Below are 22,791 nucleotides of genomic sequence, written 5' to 3' on the forward strand. Positions count from 1 at the left end.
CCATGGGCTGCTCTCCTTTTACTTTAAACAAATATCCACCATAAAATCATCGTAATAATAATAGTCACAAGCCCTTGAAGTAATGTGGCCACCGTTTGGGCTTTATAGGCTTGTGTTACTTCCATACCACTATACTGCGTAATCACCCAAAAGAAGCTATCATTCACATGGCTAACTGTCATTGCTCCTGCACCTATTGCCATCACCACTAATGCTAATGGTACCGCTCCATCAATTCCCAATGTCACAAGCATTGGGGCTACTAAAGTAGATGTAATCACAAGAGCTGTTGTAGAAGAACCTTGAGCCGTTTTCAACGCTGCTGCTACTATAAACGGCACAAGAAGGAATAATGTACCTGAGGCAAACATACCTAAATCCATTTCTTGAAGCATTTCTCCAACACCAGCATTTTTTATAACAGTTCCAAACGAACCACCAGCCCCTGTTATAAGTAAAATTGGTGCTGCTTCTTTTAGACTTTCGCCAATCCAACCTGTTAATGTCGTTTCATTGATTTCAGGTAATAATAAAAAGGCTGCTGCTACACCTAAAAATAAGGCCACTGTTGGAGAACCTAAGAATTTAAAGATGGTATTGAAAGTCGCTTCCGTATCACCAACTAATGCTGCTATAGAACCCAAACCAATTAACACAATCGGCAGAACGATTGGTAAAAATGCTTTAAATGTTGAGGGCATTTTACCAAAGGATTTAATGACTTCCTCATAATCTAATGCCTCTACCTCATCTTCAGGAACGCGAATTTTTGTCGCAACTTTTACTGACCATAGATAACCTACGAATGTCGCTGGTATCGCGACTAATAAACCAATGACAATGACTGTTCCTAAATAATCTGCTGCGCCAATATTTCCTGCTGCTGCAATAGGACCTGGAGTTGGTGGTACTAATACATGCGTCGCAAATAAGCCAGTTGCTAAAGCTACTGCCATAGATGCAATCGTAACATTTGCTCGCTTTGCTAATGATTTTTGCAAGCTGGATAAAATAATAAAGCCAGAATCACAAAATACTGGTATGGATACGATATAGCCAATTAAAGACATCGCTAATTGTGGACGTTTAGGTCCTACAATTCTTAACACTACTTCTGCCATTCGATAAGCAGCACCTGATTTTTCTAATATTAAGCCTATAATAGTACCAGCAATAATGACTAAACCAATACTTGTCATTAAGCCTCCAAATCCAGTATTAATGCTTTCCACTACTGTCAACAATGGCATACCTGAAGCAATTCCAACGAAGAAAGCACTGATTAATAAAGCTAAAAACGGATGAAGCTTTAACTTAGCTGTTCCTAAGACAACAAATAATACCCCTATTAATATAATAATGAACAACATCTAGACATCCCCTTTTGTAAGTAACGCTCTATCATTCTTTTAGTTTTTAACCGAATAAAGTGTGCAGGTTCTTGCATTGCCTGCTGCACATCAATCTCCTCATCTACCAATGACTCAACAACTGTAAAATACGCTTGTAATGCTGCATTTGCCTTGGTATCAATTCCTCCAGACAGCAGCATCGCCTCTACATTCGCTTGCTTTGCAGCTTTTGCTACACCTAATGGTGCCTTACCATGTAATGTTTGAAGATCAGATTTTCCTTCACCCGTTATCACTAACTGTGCTTCTGCTAAATGAGCCTGAAGTTGTACAGCGTCCAGCACAAGGTCAATTCCTGCATGGAAGGTTCCTTTTAAAAAAGCGATTAATGCGCCCCCCATTCCCCCAGCGGCTCCAGCACCTTTATAGTCATGTAATCGTATAGCAAATTGAGCTTCAACAATATCTGCAAAATGCTTTAAACAACGATCAAATTCAGCGACCTGGTGTTTTTGAACACCCTTTTGTGGACCAAAGATGGCAGTGGCTCCTCGTTCACCAATAAGCGGATTATCCACATCACAGGCAATCGTAAATGTTGCTTCTGCTAATCTAGTATCTAGTAGACTCATATCTATGACATCTAATTGCATAAGGTTAGAAACACCAGCCTCAAGTTCCACCCCTTCCGCTGATAATAACCGCACACCTAATGCTTGTAACATACCAGTACCCGCATCATTTGTAGCACTCCCACCAATGCCAATAATAAATTTTCTAAAACCTTGATCAAGTGCGGCTTTAATTAATTGTCCTGTGCCATAAGATGTAGCAAGTTCAGGATTTTTCTCATTTTCTTGTAACAGCATAATACCAGATGCTTGAGCCATCTCTATTACACAGGTTACTTGATCGCCCAGTACACCATATTGAGCCTGGATAGCTCTTCCCAATGGATCAAGCACAGTTGCTGAGCAATATCGGCCATCTGTAGAGGCAATAAGTGAGTGCAGTGTACCTTCACCACCATCTGCCACTGGTAGTATAATTGTTTCAATTGAATGATCCACATCTAAGATTCCTTTTTGCATTGCCTTTGCTACTTCAACTGCTGACAGAGTACCCTTGTAGGAATCTGGACTAATGATAACTTTCATGATATACCTCCACTTATGTCGTCCATTGACATTTACGTAAATTTTCATATCCCTAAGTTAAGCGCTTACAATTTATTATAATGACAATAAATTCAGAAAACATTATAATAGGTGTACAATTTATCTGTCATATAACAGGCTGTTTTTTATGCGAGGTGTATAAACATGTTGACAAAAAAGTTAGCAGAAGACATCGTCCATCAAACGATGTTGCGCTTGCGTCACAATATTAATGTTATCAGCCCAAGTGGAGTCATTTTAGCTTCTGGGGATAAAATGAGGGTGGAAAATATTCATGAAGGTGCACTATACGTAGCACAGACAAAAGAGACTCTAATTATAAATGAGGAAAATATAGCACTTTATCCAAACACAAAACCAGGCATCAATATGCCAATTATGTACCAAGATGAGGTTGTAGGTGTTATAGGTATTACAGGAGATTCAGAGGATATGCTTGAAATTGCTAATCTCGTTCAACTCACAACAGAGATTATGGCCCATCAAGCGATTGTTGAATCTAAAAGCGAATGGCAACGAAAGAATAACGATTACATATTTGAAGCACTCGTTCATGGAAGTAAGCTAGACGGAACCTTAACTGAACGGATTCAGAAATTACCATTTGCTCTTTCTGGCCCTTTTCAGGTGATTTTAGTGAGCTTAAATGAAGCATCCTACGCAGAAAATACAATACCCTTCTTTTTTGAGGATCTATTTTACAAACAGCCTATTCTTGCTGGTCATAGCCAATTACAGGAATACTATATCCTACTAACAAGTTGTATGGAGCAAAATTGCCGTCCTATTATAAAAGCACTGCGTAAGCAGAAGCAGAAACTTCCCTCCCTTCAAATTGGTGTAGGGCCTGTGGTTCAACATTTATCTCAGCTTCCCTATAGCTACCAAGGTGCCAAAACAGCTCTAAAATTTGCTGCAATCAATAATGAATTGACTTTTTTTGAAGATGTCGAGTTATATTCCCTTTTTAAACATCGTGAATCGGAGGAGGTACAAGCATTTTACCGTCGTGTACTCAAAAATTTAGACGCTAAACAATTGGAAACATTACAATCGTTTTTTGATTGTAATTTACAGCTAAAGCATTGTGCTCAGCAATTGAATATTCATCGACATACACTTACTTATCGTTTAAATAAAATAAGGGAATTAACAGGCTATGATCCGCAATACTTTGAGGATGCTGTTCTGCTAAAAATGGCCTGTACATTACGAACACTACAAACAATGAAGGCAATCTGAACAGATCAGATTGCCTTCATCATTAAGCCTTATATAATTCATTTAAAAATTCTATTTTCTTCCCAATAGCCTCTTCAAAGGTCATGATATAGGCAGCAGGATCTTTCGGATTATGGAATTGTGTAATTCTCCCTGTTTCGGGATGAACAAATTTTGAGGATGCCCCACAGCCAATTCCTAAGATTGTCTGCACTTCTTCCATAATAACGATATTATAAATACTTTCTTCTCCCGCTTTACTATAGCCGACATTTTCTAAATTACCTAAAATATTTTTCTGACGATATAAATAGTATGGAACATAATCATTTTCTTTTGTCCAAATTCGTGCCATTTCCATCATTTCAGCTACCGTATCACGGTCGGCTACTTTGTATTTATCCTTATTACGCGTCATCTCTGAAGCACGTTTAAATGATAGCGTATGAACAGTTAAAGACTCTGGCTGCATTTTTGCCGATTCCTCTAATGAATGTTGGAATTCTTCAATCCCTTCATTCGGTAGCCCAATTATAAGATCCATATTGATATTGTTCATACCTGATTCTCTTGCAAGCCAAAACTTATCAATGGTTTCCTGGACTGTGTGATGACGACCAATTGCTTTTAATGTTTCATCAGTATAAGATTGTGGATTTACACTAATACGATCAATACCCCATTTTTTTAGTACTTCTAATTTTTCTGGTGTGATGGTATCAGGTCTTCCTGCTTCAACTGTCACCTCTCGAATTGTTTCAGGGTTAGGGAATGATTCATACATCGTTTGATATAAGGCATCCATTTCATCGGCCTCAATTGAAGTCGGTGTACCACCACCCCAATAAATGGAGGTGATTTTCATATCATTGTCCTTCAGCCATTTGCCCATTTCGCGCAATTCAATATGCAAGCCATCTAAAAAAGTCGTAACACGCCCTTGCTTACGATTACTACCAATCGCATAGGCTGGGAAAGTGCAATATGCACATTTGGTAGGGCAGAATGGAATACCAATATAAACACTGATTTCTTGTCCAATGGCATCAAGATCAGGAATGGTCACTAGTTGTCGGTCCACAATTTCCTTTAATAGTCCAACTTTTTCCTTTGATAAGCGGAAATCTCGAATTAATAGATCAGCAATTTCTTGCTCACTTTTACCTTCTTTTCTAAATTTATGATACAGCTTTGTTGGGCGTACACCCGTTAAAATCCCCCATTGCTGATGCACTCCAGTATGCTGTTCAAGAACATCTAAAAATACATGTGACAATGCACGTTTTATGCGAATATTTAGCTCACGATCTGTTGCTGGGGACTCATATTGAATACTGTACTCATTCGTGTATTGCTTACCATCTACAATCAAGTTTGCTTTTGTAGAAATGGAAAAATCGTCTCCAGTCTGATAGTCAAATGTAGCAGACATATCTGCTCCCATTGGTTCAACCTTCAGCTTGGAATCCTCAAAAAATAAATTCGCAATATGATTTAATACGCGAATCCAATCTTCAGGATATTTTTGATCTATATGAATAATTTTCATTTCGTTTCGCTCTCTTCTTTTATATATTGCAGATTTAAGTTTAACAAATTTTTATGACTATAAGCAAAATAACAATTAGAATCTATAAAATAACAGAATATTCAGTTTAAATATAGACAAACTATTTTTTTGTCATTATAATTTTCAGAAAAGGTGGTGTCGAGAATGTTTATTTTAAAAAATGACAATTATACATCTGTTTCGAGCTTTATTCACCAAGTAGAAGTAGCATTCCACCATTTTGATTTAGAGCGCTGTGACGAAAAAACATTATATGTCACGGTAAAACTTAATTACGGCACACATAAAGTACTATGTGATTTTATTTATATTATTGATCAACAAGAAATCTACGGCGCTATTTCAATTAACAAGCATTATGAAAAGACAAGGGTATTTATTCAACAGCATTTTCAGCAATTTTTATTGTATTCAGATGAAATGGTATTAGCTAAAAACTTCATGAGTACAATATCCTTTAAACAATGTCTCCAACAATTTGCGAAAAAGTATCCAGCCTTTATTTCCTCAAAGAACCATTACGCTCTAGCAATGGCTGAGTAACCACAAATAAAAATAGTATGCCAAGCATTGTTGGCATACTATTTTCTTAATTATTTTAAATATTCATCCACAAATTCAACAGGTACATATGTCTTTGTATTTTTTAAAGTCGGTGCGACTGTTAGTGTACGTAATGCCTTATTATAGCCAAATGTTTTTTCACCGCGAGTAATTGTGTAAGACATATTCCCTTTTGAAAGGATTGCCCCCTTGCCTGTAGAATCCACTTTGAAGCCAAGCTTTTCAGCGATCACACGTAATGGCACCATTTTTGTGCCAGCTACTTCATAAGAATCTGATGCGATAATATTATCAATTTCTTCATTTATTGAATTCTTAGTAGTTGAGGAATCATCGTCCAGTACAATTACTTTAGATGGTGTTGTTTGAGCTGGGATACTTTTAGTAGAGGCCGTATAGAAAACAATCAGATGCTTCTCTGCTAAATCTTTAGCGTCCACCTTTTCACCTTTTTCATTGAATAGCTCTGTTTCTTTCCCAATATTTAATTTTAAAATATCATACGTATTAGTTAAATCTTCAAAGAAATAATCCACTTCTACAAAACCAACTTCTGCTGTTTCAACGATGACAACCTCTGGATTGAATTGTGGTGGATAAATATATTTTTGCGGTTTGTTAGCAAAGGTATAAGCTAATACTTTATCACCCTTTTGTAGCTCCACTTTCTTCCCAGTATTGTCGAACACGAGAGTATCTTTAGTAATTTCTAATACATTTGTTTGCTCGCCTTCTTTTACTGTGTAATATGTAATATTTTCCCCAACACGAACATCTTCCACAGTACCACGAGTATCATTAAAAATGTGTACGGGATCAATTTGTATTTGTGGTACCTCTGCTTCTGTAGATTGCTGCTCATTTGCTGAAGCTACCGGTACAAGGGCACTTCCAAATAATAATGCAGACATAGCTGCAGGTGCTATTTTTTTCATGTTCATAAAATCTCTCCTTATTGTTTGGATTCATAGTAGTAGTAGTTTTAAAATGGAAAAAGTTTCAGTGCAAACCGAGGATTTTATGAGAAAGAGGTGGCAGTATCTACTGCCACCTCTTATTCCTATTCTTTAACAATCTCGCTCAAACCAGTAATATCGATGCCATTTAAAGCTTGAGTAGCAAGGCGATCCGCTTCCGAATTATCCTTACGTGAAACAAGCTGGTATTCGGCTTGAATGTGAAGTTGCTCCAGCTTAGCATCAATTTTATCTGCCCAGCTTGCTAGTTCTTTTTCTAATGCTGGCCATTCCCCATTCAGCTGATTGATGACCACTTGTGAATCTCCTATAATACGCACAGGCAAATGGTGGACATTTAAAAGTTCTAGCTCTACTAAGGCTAAATAAAGCGCTGCATACTCTGCCTCGTTATTTGATTTCAATTCAGACGAAAAGGCATTCCTTCTCAATCGTAAAGGTTTACCATTTTGTTCATAATAAATGGCGCAGCCTAGTCCTGCTTGCCTTGTCCCACGATCAAAACCTCCATCAAAATAGAGCGTAATATTATGAGGCTCTGTATCAATTTCCTTTAAATATGCTTTTAGCTCTTTAAGTGACCAATTTGTATCTTGCCGATCAATACAATGTAGCGATTTTACCCTTCCCGTTCTTTCCATATCCTCTGCAAGTAAAAGTGCTTGAGCTGCAGGCATTTCAGCGGAACGTAAAACTGTTGTTGCTCCTTTTGGTGTTTTATAGGTCCATTCAATGATGACATGCATATTCATAACCTCCCATACTCTTTAACTGGTACATAAAGCAAAAACGTGTACCGACCAATAGCGGATACACGTTTTCCTCTCACTTGTTATATGTGCAATTCCTAGAAAAATTATTCCTTTTTAAATTGCGATTATCACCTATTATTGAATTCCTTCATATAAACCTTGGATAGGTTTTATTAAAATGCGATTTACTTCTTCGATTACTTTACTTACCTTCATTTCTGCCTCAAGCATCGTTGAAATTTTTTCATTTTGCTGTGCAAGCTGTGCCGCTTTTTGTGCATAGACAAGCTCATCCTCCAAAATATCCTCACCAGCTAATTGCTTTTTCTGTAATTCGATTTGGATTTTACGGAAGTTTTTAAAGACATTTAATGCATCTTCGTCATTTTTAACAACTTCAACAGCAGCTTTTAACGCTTCAAATTCTGGAATCTTACGGAAAGTTGCTTCTAGCGCATTAATGTCATTATAAATATTAATCATTCATACAATCTCCTTTTAAATAAAGTAAACAATCAAGCCTTGCACAATCCCAATCAATCCACCAAGCACTGCACCTAATACAGTAATCATTTTAAACTCACGTTTTGAAATACCTAATACAAGCTCCTCTAATTTCTCTACTGGGAATGAATCAACCTGCTCTCGCACAACCTCTTGTAAGTTTAAACGTTTTAGTACATCCTCAAGTTTTTCCTCTGCCTTCACAAAAGCTTTTTCTATAGCTTGTGGAATTACGGTATACTTTGCCCAGTCATTTCCTTCTGGCCAATAATAAGAAATCGGTTGATTTAAACGTTCAGAGATTGCTAATTGTTCTTTCACGTACACTTGTAATTTCGATAAAATGGGGTCAAATTGAACATCTTGCAAAAAGTCCATAGCTGGTCGATCTTTAAGTTTTTCCCATTCCTGTGAAAATATTTTTGTTAGTAATGTTGTTGTTCCTGGTGCTTGTAAAAACTTCACAAGCTCACGTTGAACTTTCCCAACTAATGAAGAGGAATCACCTAAGAACATATTGATCATGCCGCCTAGAGACCCTTTTGATGATAAAAAATCATCAATCATTGCCTTAATCGTCATTTCACCTTCTGGTGATAAAAAATAATCCTCGCCTTTTTCTAAAATGTGCTGAACTGCTACTGGAATTTTAGCATCAATTGTATTTTGGATATCATCTGATAGCAGCGTACGAATTGATTTTGTTGATAGTGTATTCTTTACCGACGAAAATTGTCCCTCAACAATTGCTTCAACCTTCTGTTCAATGGTAGTAGGTAGATGAGCAAACCCAGCTAAGTTTAGCCAATCCTGAATTGTTTTGTCGTTTGTAAAGATTGTTTCTTCAACTTTTGTTTGCACAAAGTGTTCTACTTTGTCTTGAATATCCTTAGAGAAAAACTTTTTTCTAAATGTTTCAGGCGTTAGTAAATAATTAACTACTGTAAGACCCAGCTGTTTAGCTAATTCATCACGTCGTTTGGGTATAAGGCCTGGTGTAAACGGTACACGCCAATTTTTAATATATATCGCTTTATATGGACGAAAAAGCATTTTAATGGCTAAGTGATTTGTAACGCCCCCAATTGCAGCCCCAATGATAGCCATAAAAAGTAATGTCACTATAAAATTATCCATTAGTATCCTCTCATTTCAATTGTATTCAAGATTGGCGTATTTTGTCGCCTTCTGCACTCATTATAGCAGAGCAATGATTTTCAACGAAAGAAATACCCCTTTAGAATTTCAATCTCATCCTATTTACTTCTAGGAAAAGTGAATAGTTGCAAAAATACCTTTATACTTGAATAATATGACTACATACTATAAGAAGCGAGGTTTGATGATGATTCAACATTTCAGTTTTAAACCACTATTTGAAAACACGCAACTACCTGGGTGGTCTATTTCATTTTTTTATCAACGAGAACGATACCAAGCGGAATATTTAAAGGATGGTACGATTGAGTGGATAGGAGCCATTCCATCAGACGAGGAGGTTGTTAAAAAAATGATACATGAACTTATGCTGTTTCATGTATACGATTGAATTTGATAGTCAATTTTTCGTTGTGATCCCGTATAAAAATACCTATATTTACTATTAATAGCACGCCATTTAAGCTAATTATGTTGAATCCTGTTGAAATTTGTATATTTTTCTTATACATTTATGATATCAGCTTAATAGTAAATGTTTTTTATGCAGGGGGCCATTTCAATGAGTAAAGTCACACTTTCGGATGACTTAAATAGCTATAATTCAAAAGCGTTAATTCGTGTAAAAGTAAAAGAATTTTTTTCAGAATTTTCCGCTAAAATATTCGAATTAGTGGATGAAGCGGGTGCTGCTAATAGTAAGAAATTCGAGGAACTTTCTGGCTATAAAAGCGACTTTTACAATGAGTATTGCAGTCAACTAAAGGGCTTCTTTGATTCTTCTACTAGCTCTTTCGGCAAGAAATCGATTAAAACGTTCTATTTAACGTATAATAATAAGAACTATGTTTTAACACAGCAAGGCATAACGGAAAAAGCACCTGTATCTATCGCTCTGTTTACAGGTGAAATACCTTTAAAGGAAACGGTTCATGATGTTGAAAAAGCGTGTTTAAAATTACGCTTCCAGCAAGAATAAATAGGTCAAACATTTAGAAAGGGGGAGTCTCAAATGATGATTGAGACTCCCCCTTTCTATAAAAAATAATTCATTTAAAAAAATCCGCAAGCTAAAGCACTCTTGAGATTTTTGACGTGTCGTATTATATGAGATGCAAAATGCTTATTTCCCTAAACAAACTATCTTTGATCTTTCTAAAGTTAGCATATAGCCATGGTAATTACAATCTTTTGGTATTTGAATCTAGTTGCATTTTTTCAAAAGATCCATGAAAAACAAGTGAAAAAGTTGTTGTCAATATTTGTGTTTTTCTTTTAAATAATTTATGATTGAAACATCCAACAATTTTTTAAATCATAGGAGGTGTACACTTTGTTTACTTCCCTCATTCGGGCGGGAACAAAGGAATTATTTGGACGGAGACATATTGGAGATAACCATTAGGTTGGCGGCATTCGCCCTACTAATTATAATGACTGGATTTTTCGTTGCAACTGAATTTGCAATCGTAAAAGTGAGATCTACCCGCATTGATCAATTGCTCGCGGAAGGGCATAAAAAAGCGAAAAATGCAAAACGTGTTGTTTCAGATTTAGATGAGTACTTATCTGCATGCCAGTTAGGTATTACCATCACTGCACTTGGTTTAGGTTGGTTAGGTGAACCTACATTTGAAATCATTTTACACCCAGTGTTTGAATTTCTAAATTTGAATGGTAGTATTACATCTATCCTTTCATTCATACTTGCATTCTCAATCGTTACGTTTATGCATGTTGTTATTGGGGAATTGGCGCCAAAAACATTAGCCATCCAAAAAGCAGAATTTGTCACATTAAACTTTTCTGGCCCATTAATTATCTTCCACAATATTACGTATCCCATCATTAAGCTATTAAATGGCTCTGCCCGTGGTTTAACAGGTCTTTTCGGCTTAAAAATGATGTCAGAATCAGAAGTTGCTCATACAGAGGAAGAGCTGCGTATGATTTTGTCGGATAGTTTAAAAGGTGGAGAAATTAATAACTCAGAATATGAATATGTTAACAGTATTTTCGAGTTCTCTGATCGTCTTGCAAAAGAAATTATGGTTCCTCGAACTGAAATTGTCGGCATAGAAAAAGAGCTAACAATTAAAGAAGTGTTTGATTTAATGGGTGTTGAGCAATATACTCGTTATCCAATTCTGGATGGAGATAAAGATCATATTATTGGATTAGTTAACATGAAGCATTTATTAACCGCTTACATTAAAGATCCTAAAAATGGTGATAAGCCAGTCATTGATTATATGCAACCTATTATTCGAGTGATGGAAACAACGCAAATTAACGATCTATTACTAAAAATTCAACGTGAACGTATTCATATGGCCATTTTAATGGATGAATATGGCGGAACATCTGGTTTAGTGACGATTGAAGATATTATTGAGGAAATTGTCGGCGATATTCAAGATGAATTTGATGAAGACGAAATCCCGGAAGTACAAGAAATTGCAGAAAATCATTTTATTTTAGATGCTAAGATGCTTCTTGAAAATGTAAATGATATGCTTGGTACTGACATAGAAGATGATGATATTGATACTATCGGTGGTTGGTTCATGACGAAGCGTTTTGATGCAGTCGAAGGTGACAGTATTGAAGAGCAAGGTTTTGAATTTATCGCAAAAGAATTAGATGGTCACCATATTTTATACTTAGAAGTTCTGAAATTACCTAACAGTGATTTATCAAATGAATATGACGCAGTCATTGACTAAAATTGAATTGATTTACCATACTTGTCGTGGTACTATTAGAAGCACGCTTGTATAATCTAGGCTATAAATATGGTCTTTTTTTCACACCTTATATAGGTGGGAGCAACGACTGTAATAAATAGATGAAACGACTCCCTTTTTAAAAGGGGGTCGTTTTCTAATGTCCGAAAGTTTTGCGAGGAGGAAACAAAATGGAGCTCTATACAAATTTACGTCAAGGGGAAAAAGGTGCATGGCTATCCATTGGTACATATCTAATACTAAGCTCTGCTAAGCTTATAATAGGCTACATTGGTACATCTGAGGCCCTAAAAGCAGACGGTTTAAATAACACAACTGATATCATTGCTTCCATCGCGGTACTGGTTGGTTTACGCATTGCCCAAAGGCCACCTGATTCCAACCACCAATACGGACATTTACGAGCTGAGACTGTTGCCTCTTTAGTCGCATCGTTCATTATGCTTGTTGTCGGTCTCCAAGTATTAGTTAGTTCCCTAAAAAGCTTGTGGGAGCCCACTGGTACAACACCTTCACTATTAACAGCCTATGTAGCAATAGGTAGTGCAGTTGTCATGTATTTGGTTTATCGCTATAATTTGGCACTATCAAAGAAAATTAAGAGTGCCGCTGTTAAAGCTGCTGCCTTTGACAATCGCTCTGATGCACTTGTCAGCATCGGTACAGCCATTGGTATTTTTGGAGCCATTTTCGGCTTTCCGATCATTGATTCACTTACAGCTCTCATTGTTGCCTTTTTAATTATTAAAACAGCAGTAGAAATTTTTTGGGAAGCTGTTCAAAGTCTTACAGATGCATTTGATATTGATGAAGTTGAAACGTTATCGGTCTTAATCCGTAACGTGGACGGGGTAATGGAGCTTTTAGACTTTAAAGGACGTGCCCATGGCAATATGTATTTCATCGACGTAACTGTCACAGTAGATCCTTATTTAAATGTCTTTGAAAGTCATCGCATAACCGAAGAAATCGAACATACCATTATGCGTGAAAATCGCTTTTGTCAGGTTCTTGTGCATATTGAGCCATATATCATTCCTCCGCAAAACGAAGAAAAGTCTCCTACCAATTGATTGGTAGGAGACTTTTCTTATTTAATAGCTATATAAATATCCACTTGTGATTCATGTGGATTAGCGCATCGTTCATCATACAGTTCAAAGTCGCCTGTATATGTTCGTTCAACTTTAGAATTTGCAAACCATGCCCAAATCTCTTGCCAAGTTTGGATGACAACTTCAGGCATCGTGCCTTTATCTGATGTAAATACTAGATACTTAGCTGCTGGAATCATTTTAACTACTAAATCTGTTGGAATGTCATCATTATTTACTTCTACTCCTAGTGTAAGAGTATAATTACCATTCACATCCGTTTCATAGTCTGAATACAAACCAAAGACATGGCCATTTTTTCGTTCGGCTATTTGGTCCGTAATATTTTGCTGATAAAAGTGATCCCATAATTGCGGAATTTTAGCTTGCTCTGTTATTTCATTGGCATTACTTGTTTGAGTTGAAATACCCACGATGTTAAATGAGTTTAATTCAACTACTTTTGGTTCTCGCCACTCACATTTTCTCCATCGCTTTAAATTTGGCAAAAAGGAAGTCAGCATATTACGTGCTTCATTTTCTGGCATACCACCTTCCATAAGATGCGGTACACAAATTTCAATCATTTCGTCTACTGTTAACTGGGGTTGTTTAAACTCGCCCCCCTCGTAACAATATGTACAATAATCCTGACTTTTTTCCCCTTCTTTTTCAGTACCCAATAATGCCTCTTCTACTAAAGGCATACCGCAGCTTTGACAATAGCTTTGCATCGTCATTCCACCTTTCGCTTTATTTGTACTTACTATAGCAAAGGAAACCTGACAACTGTCTGTCATCAATTATTTAGATTTTTATATAATTGAACAATTTCTAAAGCTCGTTTTTGAATAATATCTCTTATATAAAGTGGTTCCATAATTTTAATGCGATGCCCAAAGCTTAACAAGAAACCATAAAGCCATTCATCTTCGGGTATAGATATATAAATCATGGATTGTTCATGGTCTATATGTTCTGCACCAAAGGATTCCTCCACTAATGTTGTAATGTCTTTATCAAAAGAAATGACTAAATCGACTACGTTTTGTGGTCGATGCCATTCTTTACCCCAAGGGAGTTCACTTAAATTCACTTCCTTACGCTCAAAGGTAGAATCAGCTTGAAGCAAATGTTTCATTCGCGCAAGCTTAAATAAACGAAAGTCCTTTCTTAATGTACAATAGCCATACAAATACCATATCTTCCCTTTTTGAACAATTGTATGTGGTTCGACTATTCGGCTTGTTTGTTCACCATAAGTAGTAGAATAATGAAAGCTTATGCAACGATTATTCTCTATAGCTGTCTTGAGCGTCGTAATAAGCTCTTTAAAGAGAGCGTTTGGTCCCCATGGACTAAGATCAACAAATAGATGGTCCATCGATTGTTTTACATGATCATCAGCAATACTCGTTATTTTCTCGAGCACGGCTTCAGCGTGGGAATCTTCATAGGTAGTCAAAGCACTTTTAATCGCAATAGAAAGTGACGTGAGCTCATCCTTCGTCAACACTTGCCTATCAACACGATAACCATCGATTAAACTAATGCCACCATTTACACCTTGCTGACTAATAACAGGTACACCAGCACAGCTCAATGTTTCAATATCTCGATAAATGGTACGAATCGAAACATTAAATAACTCTGCTAATTCCTGTGCCTTAACCTTTTTACGGTTGATTAATATCATCGTCATGGTTAGAAGCCTTTCTAATTTCATGGTAAAATCTCCTTTCTTGCCATCCCATTTTTCCTATATATACTTCTATTTTAATTAATAACCTATCTTTTTAAGTATTTTTTAAGTACTTTTTGAGTATTTTTTAAGACAAATGTACTATAATAACGCCTAATTATTGTTACAACAATTATACTATTTTAACAATAAAAGAAAAAACAAGGCTTATTGCCATATGCAACTTTCATTAACAATACTATGTTGTTTCATTTTTGTATAAGAATAGTTTGATTTTAACGCCTAAGCAATTATTTCAATTCTCTTAACACAAACTAAAAAACTTTTTTCTTCTATATAATGAACGGCGAAATTTTCTTTGAATGGATTTGACGCGATGTGATAAACACATCGGGATTCATTGACTCTCACCCGTGAAAGAACTACACCATAAATTGCTTTTTTCTGGCATCAAATTTTTAATAGAAAAGTTGAGTGATTTTCACTTTTCTTGCCCTTCACTATATATAGGAAGCCTTTTCACCCAAAATGAACTAGAGTTTAATGTTTTTAATTTAATTGTATAAAGGAGAGTTTGATGTGATTCGAGCCGTTTTAATAGACAATGAACCGTTAGCTTTACACTATTTTCAAAATAAACTACATGCCTTTCAACAAATACAGGTGATGCAAACCTTTACAAGCGTAGAAGTATTTCTGAATGAACTACCAACTATGGAATTTGAGGCTATCTTTTTAGAAGTAAAACTTCAAGAATTATCAGGACTTGAAGTTGCTGATATTATCAAAACGGAACGTCCGCAAGTCAGTGTAATTTTCATTACCGCCTATCATGAATTTGCATTACAAGCCTATGAAATTGGCAGTCTCGACTATGTATTAAAGCCTATCAGTCATGCCCGTTTAGAAAAAACTGTAGCCCGTATTGAGCATGAATTTTCAATTCAGCAAATGCTTCAACAGGCTACACAAACTGTCTTAACTGTACAATGCTTCGATCAATTTGCCGTCTATAGTAACAATAGTTTAGTGGCATTTAAAACAGAAAAGACAAAAGAATTGTTTGCTTATTTTATTTTGCATCCAAATATACCGATTCATCGAGATTATTTAATTGAAATTCTATGGCCAGATTTAGATTATGTACGAGCCAAATCAAATCTTCATACAGCTCTATCTTATTTAAGGAAAACTCTAAATACAATTGGCTACGAAAACTGTATTGTCTTTTCAAATAAATACTATATCTTCGAAAAGCCAAATATCGTATGTGATTTATACGATTTTCAAAAACTTCATGAGGATTTTTCAAGACTTGAATTTCCTTCTATTTCTTTGATTAATCAATGTCTTTCTATTTATAAGAATGGCTTATTTATTTTTGATGATTATGAATGGTCAACTGCCTATAAAGATAAATTAATGAAATCATACATAGAGCTATTAGAAAAAGGGTTTCAAACAACGGTCTTTTCAGATACTGAAAGAGCTATGGAATTTTTACATGCATTAATAGAGTATGATCCCTATAATGAACAAAAACTTGAGCACTATTTATATACGTTAATACAGGCAGGGCTTCATGAACAGGCACTCAAAATTTTCCAAACATATACGCAAAGACTAGAGGAAGATTTAGCACTAACACCTAGCTCTACATTATTAGAGATATCTAAAAAATTATTTGTTCAACATAAATAATGTAAAAAACGGCGAGTGCTTCTAAGTGAGTAGAAGCTCGCCGTTTATTTATATCCCACTACCTTCAGTTAGCCCGTGCTTAACAGCATACAGTGCTGCCTGTGTACGGTCTTGTACCTGTAGCTTTGTAAAAATATTCGAAATATGGGTTTTCACCGTCTTTTCTGTGACAAATAGTGAGGATGCAATTTCCCGATTACTCTTTCCTTTTGTAAGCTCTGCTAGCACATCCTGCTCACGAGGTGTCAGCGGATTTAATAAATGGGGTGCATTCTGAGACTCCTGGCGATCCATTTCAAGCGTTGACGTTGCTTCAGGATGTAGAGTGTTTTCACCACGCATAATACGACGAATGGATAAGACCAATTCATCTGGCTCAATATCTTTTAACTGATAGCCTGCCGCTCCTGCCTCCATTGCTGGAACCACATGATCTCGATCAGAAAAGCTAGTGAGCATTAAAATTTCTATTTGTGGAAACTTCGCTTTGATGCGTTTAGTCGCCTGGATGCCATCCATTTCAGGCATGACTAAATCCATTAAGATAATATCTGGTTGAATGCTTTCTGCTAATGCAACAGCTTCGTGCCCATTTTTGGCCTCTCCAACAACCTCAATATCCTTTTGTGTCTTTAAGAAAAACAGTAGTCCTCTACGCACCACGTGATGATCGTCTGCAATTAATACACGTATCATGTCCTCTCCCCCTTAATATGGCAAGCGGATTAGCAGCTCCGTACCTTTGCCAATTTCACTTACCCAGTCGGCAGTTCCACCAACTGATTTTGCACGATCCTTGATAGATTGTAAGCCCATTGAAAGCAACTTTGTATTGTTGTCAATGACAAAGCCCCGTCCCTCATCACGAATAACCAACAAAATATCTGTTGATGTAACAGTAATATACAATGCTGCCTCTAATACACCTGCATGGCGACGTACATTATTTAACGCCTCTTGGGCTACGCGAAATAATGTTTCTTCAATACGTGAGGGAAATTGCAATACGCCTGAAACCGTAACATGTAGTTTTAAGCCAAGCATTTCAGCGTATACTTTCATGGCCTCAAGTAAACCATTTTCCAATCCTTTAGGTCGCAATTGCCAAATTAACGCACGCATCTCTGTAAGTGCATCTTGTGTTAAATGCTGAATCTCTTTAAATGTTTCTTTCACTTCGCAATCATCCGTCATTTCAATGCCAGCCCTAGCTGTTAACGTAACCGAGAATAGTAGTTGATTAACTGAATCGTGTAAATCACGAGCTAGGCGATTACGTTCCTTCACAAGCGCCATTTCCTGCTCCTGCTTTGTCAGTAAAATTCGCTTAATAGCTGAACCCATCTGAAAGGCAACTGATTCTAATAAAGCAAGCTCCTCCTCTGAAAAGCGTACTGTATCCTTAGATGCAACATTTAATACGCCAAAACGTTCTTGTCCAGATTGAAGAGGTACTGTCGCATGATGCGTGATTCCTTCATGATCCCCAACATTTGCAGCTATGGCACTTTCAATACGCTGACACTCGATAATATTGGAGGCTTTTTTTAGCTCTTCATTACGATAACGCGATACACACCAACAACCGCCCTTTTTTAAATAATGGCAATTGTTATATTCCAATGCCTCTGGTAGATTTTCATGGACAACTAGTTCTGAACGCCCCTTTGCATCAATAAAAAAAATCCAGCCTGTTTCAAAATTGGTGCCATTTAAAAATTTGATGAGCGCACCTTTTAGCATTGTGACAATTTCAGTTTCTTCATTTAATAGTTCAGCAATCTCTTTTAAAATACTGATATTGGAATGCTCATTCTCCCTCACGAAAACACCTCTTCTTTAGCATTACTATTGTTAATGATACCATTAAGCTATTGAAAGCGTCTGCTTCCACCGTTCATACTTTAGACTGAAATTCATCACATACCTTATTTTGTGTAAGTTGATTTACATATAAAACTAGAACCACTATAATCGAACAAGGACATGGTTTTATGAAGGGAAGATTGAATATGTCTAAAAAAGAAGAAAATGGCTTATTATTTATTTGGATTGTTTCTGCTATAGCAACACTAGGTTCGTTATATTTTTCTGAGATTCGTCATTATGAACCTTGTAAATTATGTTGGATTCAACGTATTTTTATGTACCCAATTGTTATAATGACGACAGTAGCATTTATACAAAAAAATGCACGTATTGCTGTCACAACAGCTGTATTTTCTGTGGTTGGCGGCTGTATTTCACTTTACCATTACGGAATTCAAAAGCTTAGCTATTTAGCTGAAAATGCTCCTTCCTGTGGCGCAGTTTCTTGTACAGGACAATATATTAATTGGTTAGGCTTTATTACTATTCCGTTTTTAGCATTAACTGCATTTATTTTAATCGCAGGGGCAAGCTTTTATTTAATCAAAGCTTCTAAAGCTGCAAAATAATCGGAAGACCGTGTTCTACCTTTGGAATACGGTTTTTTCTACGGAGGAAGATCTATGTTTCATTATGAAATTGCTGAAGATAACTTAAGTGTGGAAGAATTGCTACGTAATCATTGGCGACTCGGTAAAAAACTCGTTCATGAATTGCGTATGGCCAAATCCATCACATTGGCAAATGATGAGCTGGTTCAATGGAATACACCTTTACAAACTGGGACAGTAATCAAATTTACGTTTCCTGTTCCAACTTCTAGCTACAAACCAACACCTGTATGTGCTATTGATGTAGTCTATGAGGATGACCATTGTTTAATCGTATCAAAGCCAAAAGGTATGGCAACACATCCTAATGATGCTCGTGATACACATACATGTATGAACCATGTCATGGCACATATCAAAGAACAGGGTGGCATTTATGCTGAACATGTTCATCGTCTTGATAAAGGGACACAGGGCTTATTACTAGTAGCAAAGCACCCTTTAGCAAAGTCCATTTTCGATCGAATGATTGAGGAAAAAACCATTATTCGTACGTATGCAGCAGAGGTGCAAGGTAATTTACGAACGTCTTCTGGAACGATTGCTGAACCAATTGGCAAAGACAGGCACCATGCCACAAGACGTGTTGTATCCAAAACTGGACAGCATGCTGTAACACACTATGAAGTGGTGGCGCGTTACAAAAATTCCTGTGTCGTTCATCTCATACTTGAGACTGGGCGAACACATCAGATCCGTGTGCATTTAGCCTATATTGGCCATCCAATTATTGGGGATACAATGTATGGTGCACGAGAAACAGTAAGTGATGACTACGAACTACATGCCATTCAATTAGAATTTGACCATCCTTTTTTAAATAAACGTATTATCGTCAAGGACGAGCAATAAGAAAAATCCCGCCTCTATAGGAGTGCGGGATTTATTCTTTTTTTAAAAATCAAATTTAAAATGATCAGGATCTTGTCCAAATCGTTGGTTACGATTTAATGTTGCCATTTTCTCCATTTGATCTTTGGTTAATTCAAAATCAAAAATCTGTGCGTTTTCCTCAATTCGGCTCGGTGTTACGGATTTGGGAATAACGAGTGTATCATTTTGTAAATGCCAACGCAGTACTACCTGAGCAGGGGTTTTATCGATTTCTTTCCCAATCTCAATAATGGTAGGATCAGCAAGTACACCACCACGTCCTAGTGGAGACCATGCAGTAACAGCAATTTGGTGTTTATTACAAAATGCGCTTAATGGCTGCTGTTGCCAATATGGATGTACCTCCACTTGATTCACCATTGGTGCAGTATTTGCCTTAGCCAATATTTTTTCTAAATGATGCTCATGATGATTCGATACACCTGTTGCGCGAATTAATTTTTCATCGTAAAGACGCTCAATAGCTCGATATGTTTCTTCAAATGTTTCAGGGACAGCCCAATGTGTTAAATATAAATCTAGGTAATCCATATTTAAATTCTTTAGCGAAACCTCAAAAGCACGTAATGTTGCATCATATCCTTGGTCATTATTCCATACTTTTGTTGTAACAAAAATATCTTCACGACGAATGCCTGAATGACGAATAGCTTCTCCTACTTCTACCTCATTCCCATATAAGGATGCTGTATCAATAGCTCGATAACCGTATTGAAGTGCTTTATCAATAGCCTGTAATGTTTCCTCACGTTCTGTCATTTTGTAAACACCTAAGCCAAAACGAGGCATTTCTACACCATTTGATAATGTTTTCGTTGATTGTAAATTCAAAAAGCACAACCCCTTTCTTATCCTCGTTCCATTATACAAAAAATTGGATTTAAGAAAAATAAAGCGGCTGGTTTATATACTACTTTTTCTTCTGTTCAACATCTTCCAATTGAATTGGATCAGCGATTCGCTCATCCTCCGCAAGCTCTAGACCATCACGTAAATGCTCCATCTGCTTGCCCAAATCTTTTAATTCTTTCATATCTCTCACCATTGTCCCATTTTCAATATTTGGCACCTTTTTTTCCATACTAATCACCTCACTTTTAGTTTTCCCGATATCAAGCTGTTTGAACCATTTCTGACATATTTTATTCTGCTATGTCGTTTCATTTTTAAAGTAGATAGGCTATACTAAAAAGAGATTTCTTTATAACATGAGGAGGGTTACTTCCATGAAATTATTATTAATCATTGGTGTAACAGTTGCTTTCTTAACAGCTATTTTCACTGCTGGATACGAAGGCGACTACAAAGCTGACAAATAATATCTCAAGAAAATCACTAAGCTTTTCGAAAAGCTTAGTGATTTTCTTTTTTTGTGGAACAATAGAAATACTTGACTTTCCTTTATTTTTAAAATAAACTAACTTACATAAAGTAACTTAATGAAAAAAGATAACTATTTGGAGGTATTCAAAATGCATTTTCATGAAAAACCAAACACCTATGTAACGAATGTTGAAATAAAAGTGAGTGATTTACACCGCTCTTTAACCTTTTATCAAGAAATTATTGGCTTTAAAGTGTTACAACAAGATTCACATAAAGCTATGTTAACTGCCGATGGAGAAACAGCTCTATTAACTCTTGTTCAGCCTAAAACCGTAGAAGATAAGCTTAGCATGACGACAGGACTTTATCACTTCGCCCTATTATTACCTAGTCGACGTGACTTAGCTAATGTTATTTCTCATTTTCACGAAAAAGGTGTGTACCTTGGGGCTTCTGATCATGCTGTAAGTGAAGCACTCTATTTAAATGATCCTGATCATAATGGAATCGAGATTTATGCAGATCGTCCTGAAAGTGAATGGACATGGCATAACAATCAGGTGCATATGGTGACAGAACCACTCAATATTCGTTCTATTTTAGAAGAGGGCGATGGCAACTGGCTTGGTCTGCCTGCTGGCACAGTAATGGGCCATATTCATTTATCGGTCTCTAACTTGGCTGAAGCCGAGCAATTTTATACAAAGGGATTAGGTTATGATATTGTCACACGCTACGGGTCCCAAGCATTATTTATTTCTACAGGCCGTTACCATCATCATATCGGCTTAAATACTTGGCACTCAGAGAATGCACCAAAGCTTGGAAAAAATCAAGTTGGCTTAAAAACGTTCTCATTGCGTTTAGATAACGAAGAACAAGCGGCAACTATGAAAGATAATCTTCGTGGTATAGGTGCACCCGTTACGGAAATCGTCGGAGGGTTCCAAACAGAGGATCCTGCGGGGAATGTTGTGTTATTAAAGTTTTAATATTAAAAAGCAGTTCTCACAAGCGGAGAACTGCTTTTTAATGTAACCCTGGATATCCTTGTTGACGTAATGCCTCATAAATAACAATTGCAGCCGTATTGGACAAATTAAGTGATCGCACATGATCACTTTGTGGAATACGTAAACACATATCTCGGCGTTCATAAGCAAAGTCCTTCGGCAAACCTGTAGTTTCTTTTCCGAACATAAAATAAATATCTCGGTCTTGATCACTAAAATCATTTTTCGTAAACGGCTCATCACTGTATGTTTCGATTAAATAAACATCTCCATTTTTAGAGTACTCTATAAAATCCTCAAGTGAATTATGATAGACAATATTTACACTATGCCAATAATCTAAGCCCGCCCGTTTCAGCATTTTATCATCCGTTGAAAAACCTAGCGGACGAATTAAATGGAGCGATGTATTAGTACCCGCACAGGTACGTGCAATATTCCCCGTATTGGCTGGTATTTCTGGTTGATATAAAACGATATGCAATGGCATAACGACACACTTCCTTATTAAAAAATTCTTTAAGATGACTCTTTAAAAAGTTAACGAAGCCTTCCTCT

The 22,791-nt window shown here is 36.5% G+C and carries 24 protein-coding genes; 10 read left to right on the forward strand and 14 right to left on the reverse strand.

Annotation, left to right across the window (positions count from 1 at the left end; translation table 11 throughout):
- Positions 1-23: 23 nt before the first annotated feature.
- Positions 24-1,370 (reverse strand): GntP family permease, encoded by a 1,347-nt coding sequence (locus HXV90_RS19315; protein WP_048391781.1) that lies wholly within the window; start codon positions 1,368-1,370, stop codon positions 24-26.
- A complete protein-coding gene (locus HXV90_RS19320) occupies positions 1,349-2,509 on the reverse strand; it encodes a glycerate kinase (protein WP_269897832.1) in 1,161 nt (386 codons plus the stop codon). The genes HXV90_RS19315 and HXV90_RS19320 overlap by 22 nt, the downstream gene beginning before the upstream one ends.
- Before the next feature lie 165 nt (positions 2,510-2,674).
- Here HXV90_RS19320 and HXV90_RS19325 point away from each other — a divergent pair, with 165 nt between their 5' ends.
- On the forward strand, positions 2,675-3,772 hold the full coding sequence (locus HXV90_RS19325; protein ID WP_048391786.1) for a CdaR family transcriptional regulator: 1,098 nt from the start codon (positions 2,675-2,677) through the stop codon (positions 3,770-3,772).
- A 22-nt stretch (positions 3,773-3,794) separates the two neighbouring features.
- On the opposite strand, the gene HXV90_RS19330 is transcribed toward HXV90_RS19325, so the two are convergent.
- Entirely contained in the window at positions 3,795-5,300 is a 1,506-nt protein-coding gene (locus HXV90_RS19330) for a coproporphyrinogen III oxidase (RefSeq protein WP_259949878.1), read from the reverse strand.
- A gap of 165 nt (positions 5,301-5,465) precedes the next feature.
- Here HXV90_RS19330 and HXV90_RS19335 point away from each other — a divergent pair, with 165 nt between their 5' ends.
- Positions 5,466-5,864 carry a hypothetical protein gene (locus HXV90_RS19335; RefSeq protein WP_054548655.1) on the forward strand — a complete coding sequence of 133 codons (399 nt, stop codon included), beginning with the start codon at positions 5,466-5,468 and terminating at the stop codon, positions 5,862-5,864.
- A gap of 50 nt (positions 5,865-5,914) precedes the next feature.
- Here HXV90_RS19335 and HXV90_RS19340 read toward each other — a convergent pair whose 3' ends face one another.
- The 4 genes from HXV90_RS19340 to HXV90_RS19355 form a co-directional block, all read right to left on the reverse strand.
- Positions 5,915-6,826, reverse strand: a complete 912-nt coding sequence (locus HXV90_RS19340; protein ID WP_269897833.1) for a copper amine oxidase N-terminal domain-containing protein — start codon at positions 6,824-6,826, stop codon at positions 5,915-5,917.
- A 119-nt stretch (positions 6,827-6,945) separates the two neighbouring features.
- Complete coding sequence (locus HXV90_RS19345; protein WP_112116644.1) at positions 6,946-7,608, reverse strand: ribonuclease H family protein; 663 nt, start codon at positions 7,606-7,608, stop codon at positions 6,946-6,948.
- Positions 7,609-7,749: 141 nt separating this feature from the next.
- Entirely contained in the window at positions 7,750-8,097 is a 348-nt protein-coding gene (locus HXV90_RS19350; RefSeq protein ID WP_112116645.1) for a YlbF family regulator, read from the reverse strand.
- A gap of 15 nt (positions 8,098-8,112) precedes the next feature.
- On the reverse strand, positions 8,113-9,255 hold the full coding sequence (locus HXV90_RS19355; protein WP_048391791.1) for a DUF445 domain-containing protein: 1,143 nt from the start codon (positions 9,253-9,255) through the stop codon (positions 8,113-8,115).
- 208 nt (positions 9,256-9,463) lie between these two features.
- On the opposite strand from HXV90_RS19355, the gene HXV90_RS19360 reads away from it, so the two are divergent.
- From HXV90_RS19360 to HXV90_RS19375, 4 genes are all read left to right on the forward strand, one after another.
- Entirely contained in the window at positions 9,464-9,667 is a 204-nt protein-coding gene (locus HXV90_RS19360; RefSeq protein ID WP_048391848.1) for a YheE family protein, read from the forward strand.
- A gap of 171 nt (positions 9,668-9,838) precedes the next feature.
- A complete protein-coding gene (locus HXV90_RS19365; protein ID WP_269897834.1) occupies positions 9,839-10,255 on the forward strand; it encodes a hypothetical protein in 417 nt (138 codons plus the stop codon).
- Between the two features lie 454 nt (positions 10,256-10,709).
- A complete protein-coding gene (locus HXV90_RS19370; protein WP_231595601.1) occupies positions 10,710-12,002 on the forward strand; it encodes a hemolysin family protein in 1,293 nt (430 codons plus the stop codon).
- Positions 12,003-12,193: 191 nt separating this feature from the next.
- On the forward strand, positions 12,194-13,096 hold the full coding sequence (locus HXV90_RS19375) for a cation diffusion facilitator family transporter (RefSeq protein WP_269897835.1): 903 nt from the start codon (positions 12,194-12,196) through the stop codon (positions 13,094-13,096).
- 17 nt (positions 13,097-13,113) lie between these two features.
- Here the strand turns inward: HXV90_RS19375 and HXV90_RS19380 are convergent, their stop codons facing one another.
- Positions 13,114-13,851, reverse strand: coding sequence for an effector binding domain-containing protein (locus HXV90_RS19380; RefSeq protein WP_269897836.1), 738 nt, complete (start codon positions 13,849-13,851; stop codon positions 13,114-13,116).
- 65 nt (positions 13,852-13,916) lie between these two features.
- Positions 13,917-14,843 (reverse strand): helix-turn-helix transcriptional regulator, encoded by a 927-nt coding sequence (locus HXV90_RS19385; RefSeq protein WP_048391799.1) that lies wholly within the window; start codon positions 14,841-14,843, stop codon positions 13,917-13,919.
- A gap of 555 nt (positions 14,844-15,398) precedes the next feature.
- On the opposite strand from HXV90_RS19385, the gene HXV90_RS19390 reads away from it, so the two are divergent.
- Positions 15,399-16,520 (forward strand): response regulator, encoded by a 1,122-nt coding sequence (locus HXV90_RS19390; protein WP_269897837.1) that lies wholly within the window; start codon positions 15,399-15,401, stop codon positions 16,518-16,520.
- Positions 16,521-16,568: 48 nt separating this feature from the next.
- On the opposite strand, the gene HXV90_RS19395 is transcribed toward HXV90_RS19390, so the two are convergent.
- Positions 16,569-17,216: a response regulator gene (locus HXV90_RS19395; protein WP_054548661.1), complete on the reverse strand. Its 648-nt coding sequence runs from the start codon at positions 17,214-17,216 to the stop codon at positions 16,569-16,571.
- Between the two features lie 12 nt (positions 17,217-17,228).
- Positions 17,229-18,344 carry a GAF domain-containing sensor histidine kinase gene (locus tag HXV90_RS19400; RefSeq protein WP_054548662.1) on the reverse strand — a complete coding sequence of 372 codons (1,116 nt, stop codon included), beginning with the start codon at positions 18,342-18,344 and terminating at the stop codon, positions 17,229-17,231.
- A 188-nt stretch (positions 18,345-18,532) separates the two neighbouring features.
- Here HXV90_RS19400 and HXV90_RS19405 point away from each other — a divergent pair, with 188 nt between their 5' ends.
- Both HXV90_RS19405 and HXV90_RS19410 read left to right on the forward strand, forming a co-directional pair.
- Entirely contained in the window at positions 18,533-18,958 is a 426-nt protein-coding gene (locus tag HXV90_RS19405) for a disulfide formation protein C (RefSeq protein ID WP_103118813.1), read from the forward strand.
- A 54-nt stretch (positions 18,959-19,012) separates the two neighbouring features.
- On the forward strand, positions 19,013-19,852 hold the full coding sequence (locus HXV90_RS19410) for an RluA family pseudouridine synthase (RefSeq protein ID WP_269897838.1): 840 nt from the start codon (positions 19,013-19,015) through the stop codon (positions 19,850-19,852).
- A 42-nt stretch (positions 19,853-19,894) separates the two neighbouring features.
- On the opposite strand, the gene HXV90_RS19415 is transcribed toward HXV90_RS19410, so the two are convergent.
- Both HXV90_RS19415 and HXV90_RS19420 read right to left on the reverse strand, forming a co-directional pair.
- The gene (locus HXV90_RS19415) at positions 19,895-20,725 is read right to left on the reverse strand and encodes an aldo/keto reductase (protein ID WP_269897839.1); all 831 of its coding nucleotides are present in this window, start codon (positions 20,723-20,725) and stop codon (positions 19,895-19,897) included.
- A gap of 79 nt (positions 20,726-20,804) precedes the next feature.
- Positions 20,805-20,975, reverse strand: a complete 171-nt coding sequence (locus tag HXV90_RS19420; RefSeq protein ID WP_004230831.1) for a hypothetical protein — start codon at positions 20,973-20,975, stop codon at positions 20,805-20,807.
- A gap of 391 nt (positions 20,976-21,366) precedes the next feature.
- On the opposite strand from HXV90_RS19420, the gene HXV90_RS19425 reads away from it, so the two are divergent.
- Positions 21,367-22,212 (forward strand): VOC family protein, encoded by an 846-nt coding sequence (locus tag HXV90_RS19425; protein ID WP_054548665.1) that lies wholly within the window; start codon positions 21,367-21,369, stop codon positions 22,210-22,212.
- 37 nt (positions 22,213-22,249) lie between these two features.
- On the opposite strand, the gene trmL is transcribed toward HXV90_RS19425, so the two are convergent.
- Complete coding sequence (gene trmL / locus HXV90_RS19430; RefSeq protein WP_269897840.1) at positions 22,250-22,723, reverse strand: tRNA (uridine(34)/cytosine(34)/5-carboxymethylaminomethyluridine(34)-2'-O)-methyltransferase TrmL; 474 nt, start codon at positions 22,721-22,723, stop codon at positions 22,250-22,252.
- Between the last annotated feature and the right edge of the window lie 68 nt (positions 22,724-22,791).

This window comes from Lysinibacillus sp. JK80 (genome assembly GCF_027557635.1).
Lineage (GTDB): Bacteria > Bacillota > Bacilli > Bacillales_A > Planococcaceae > Lysinibacillus > Lysinibacillus capsici.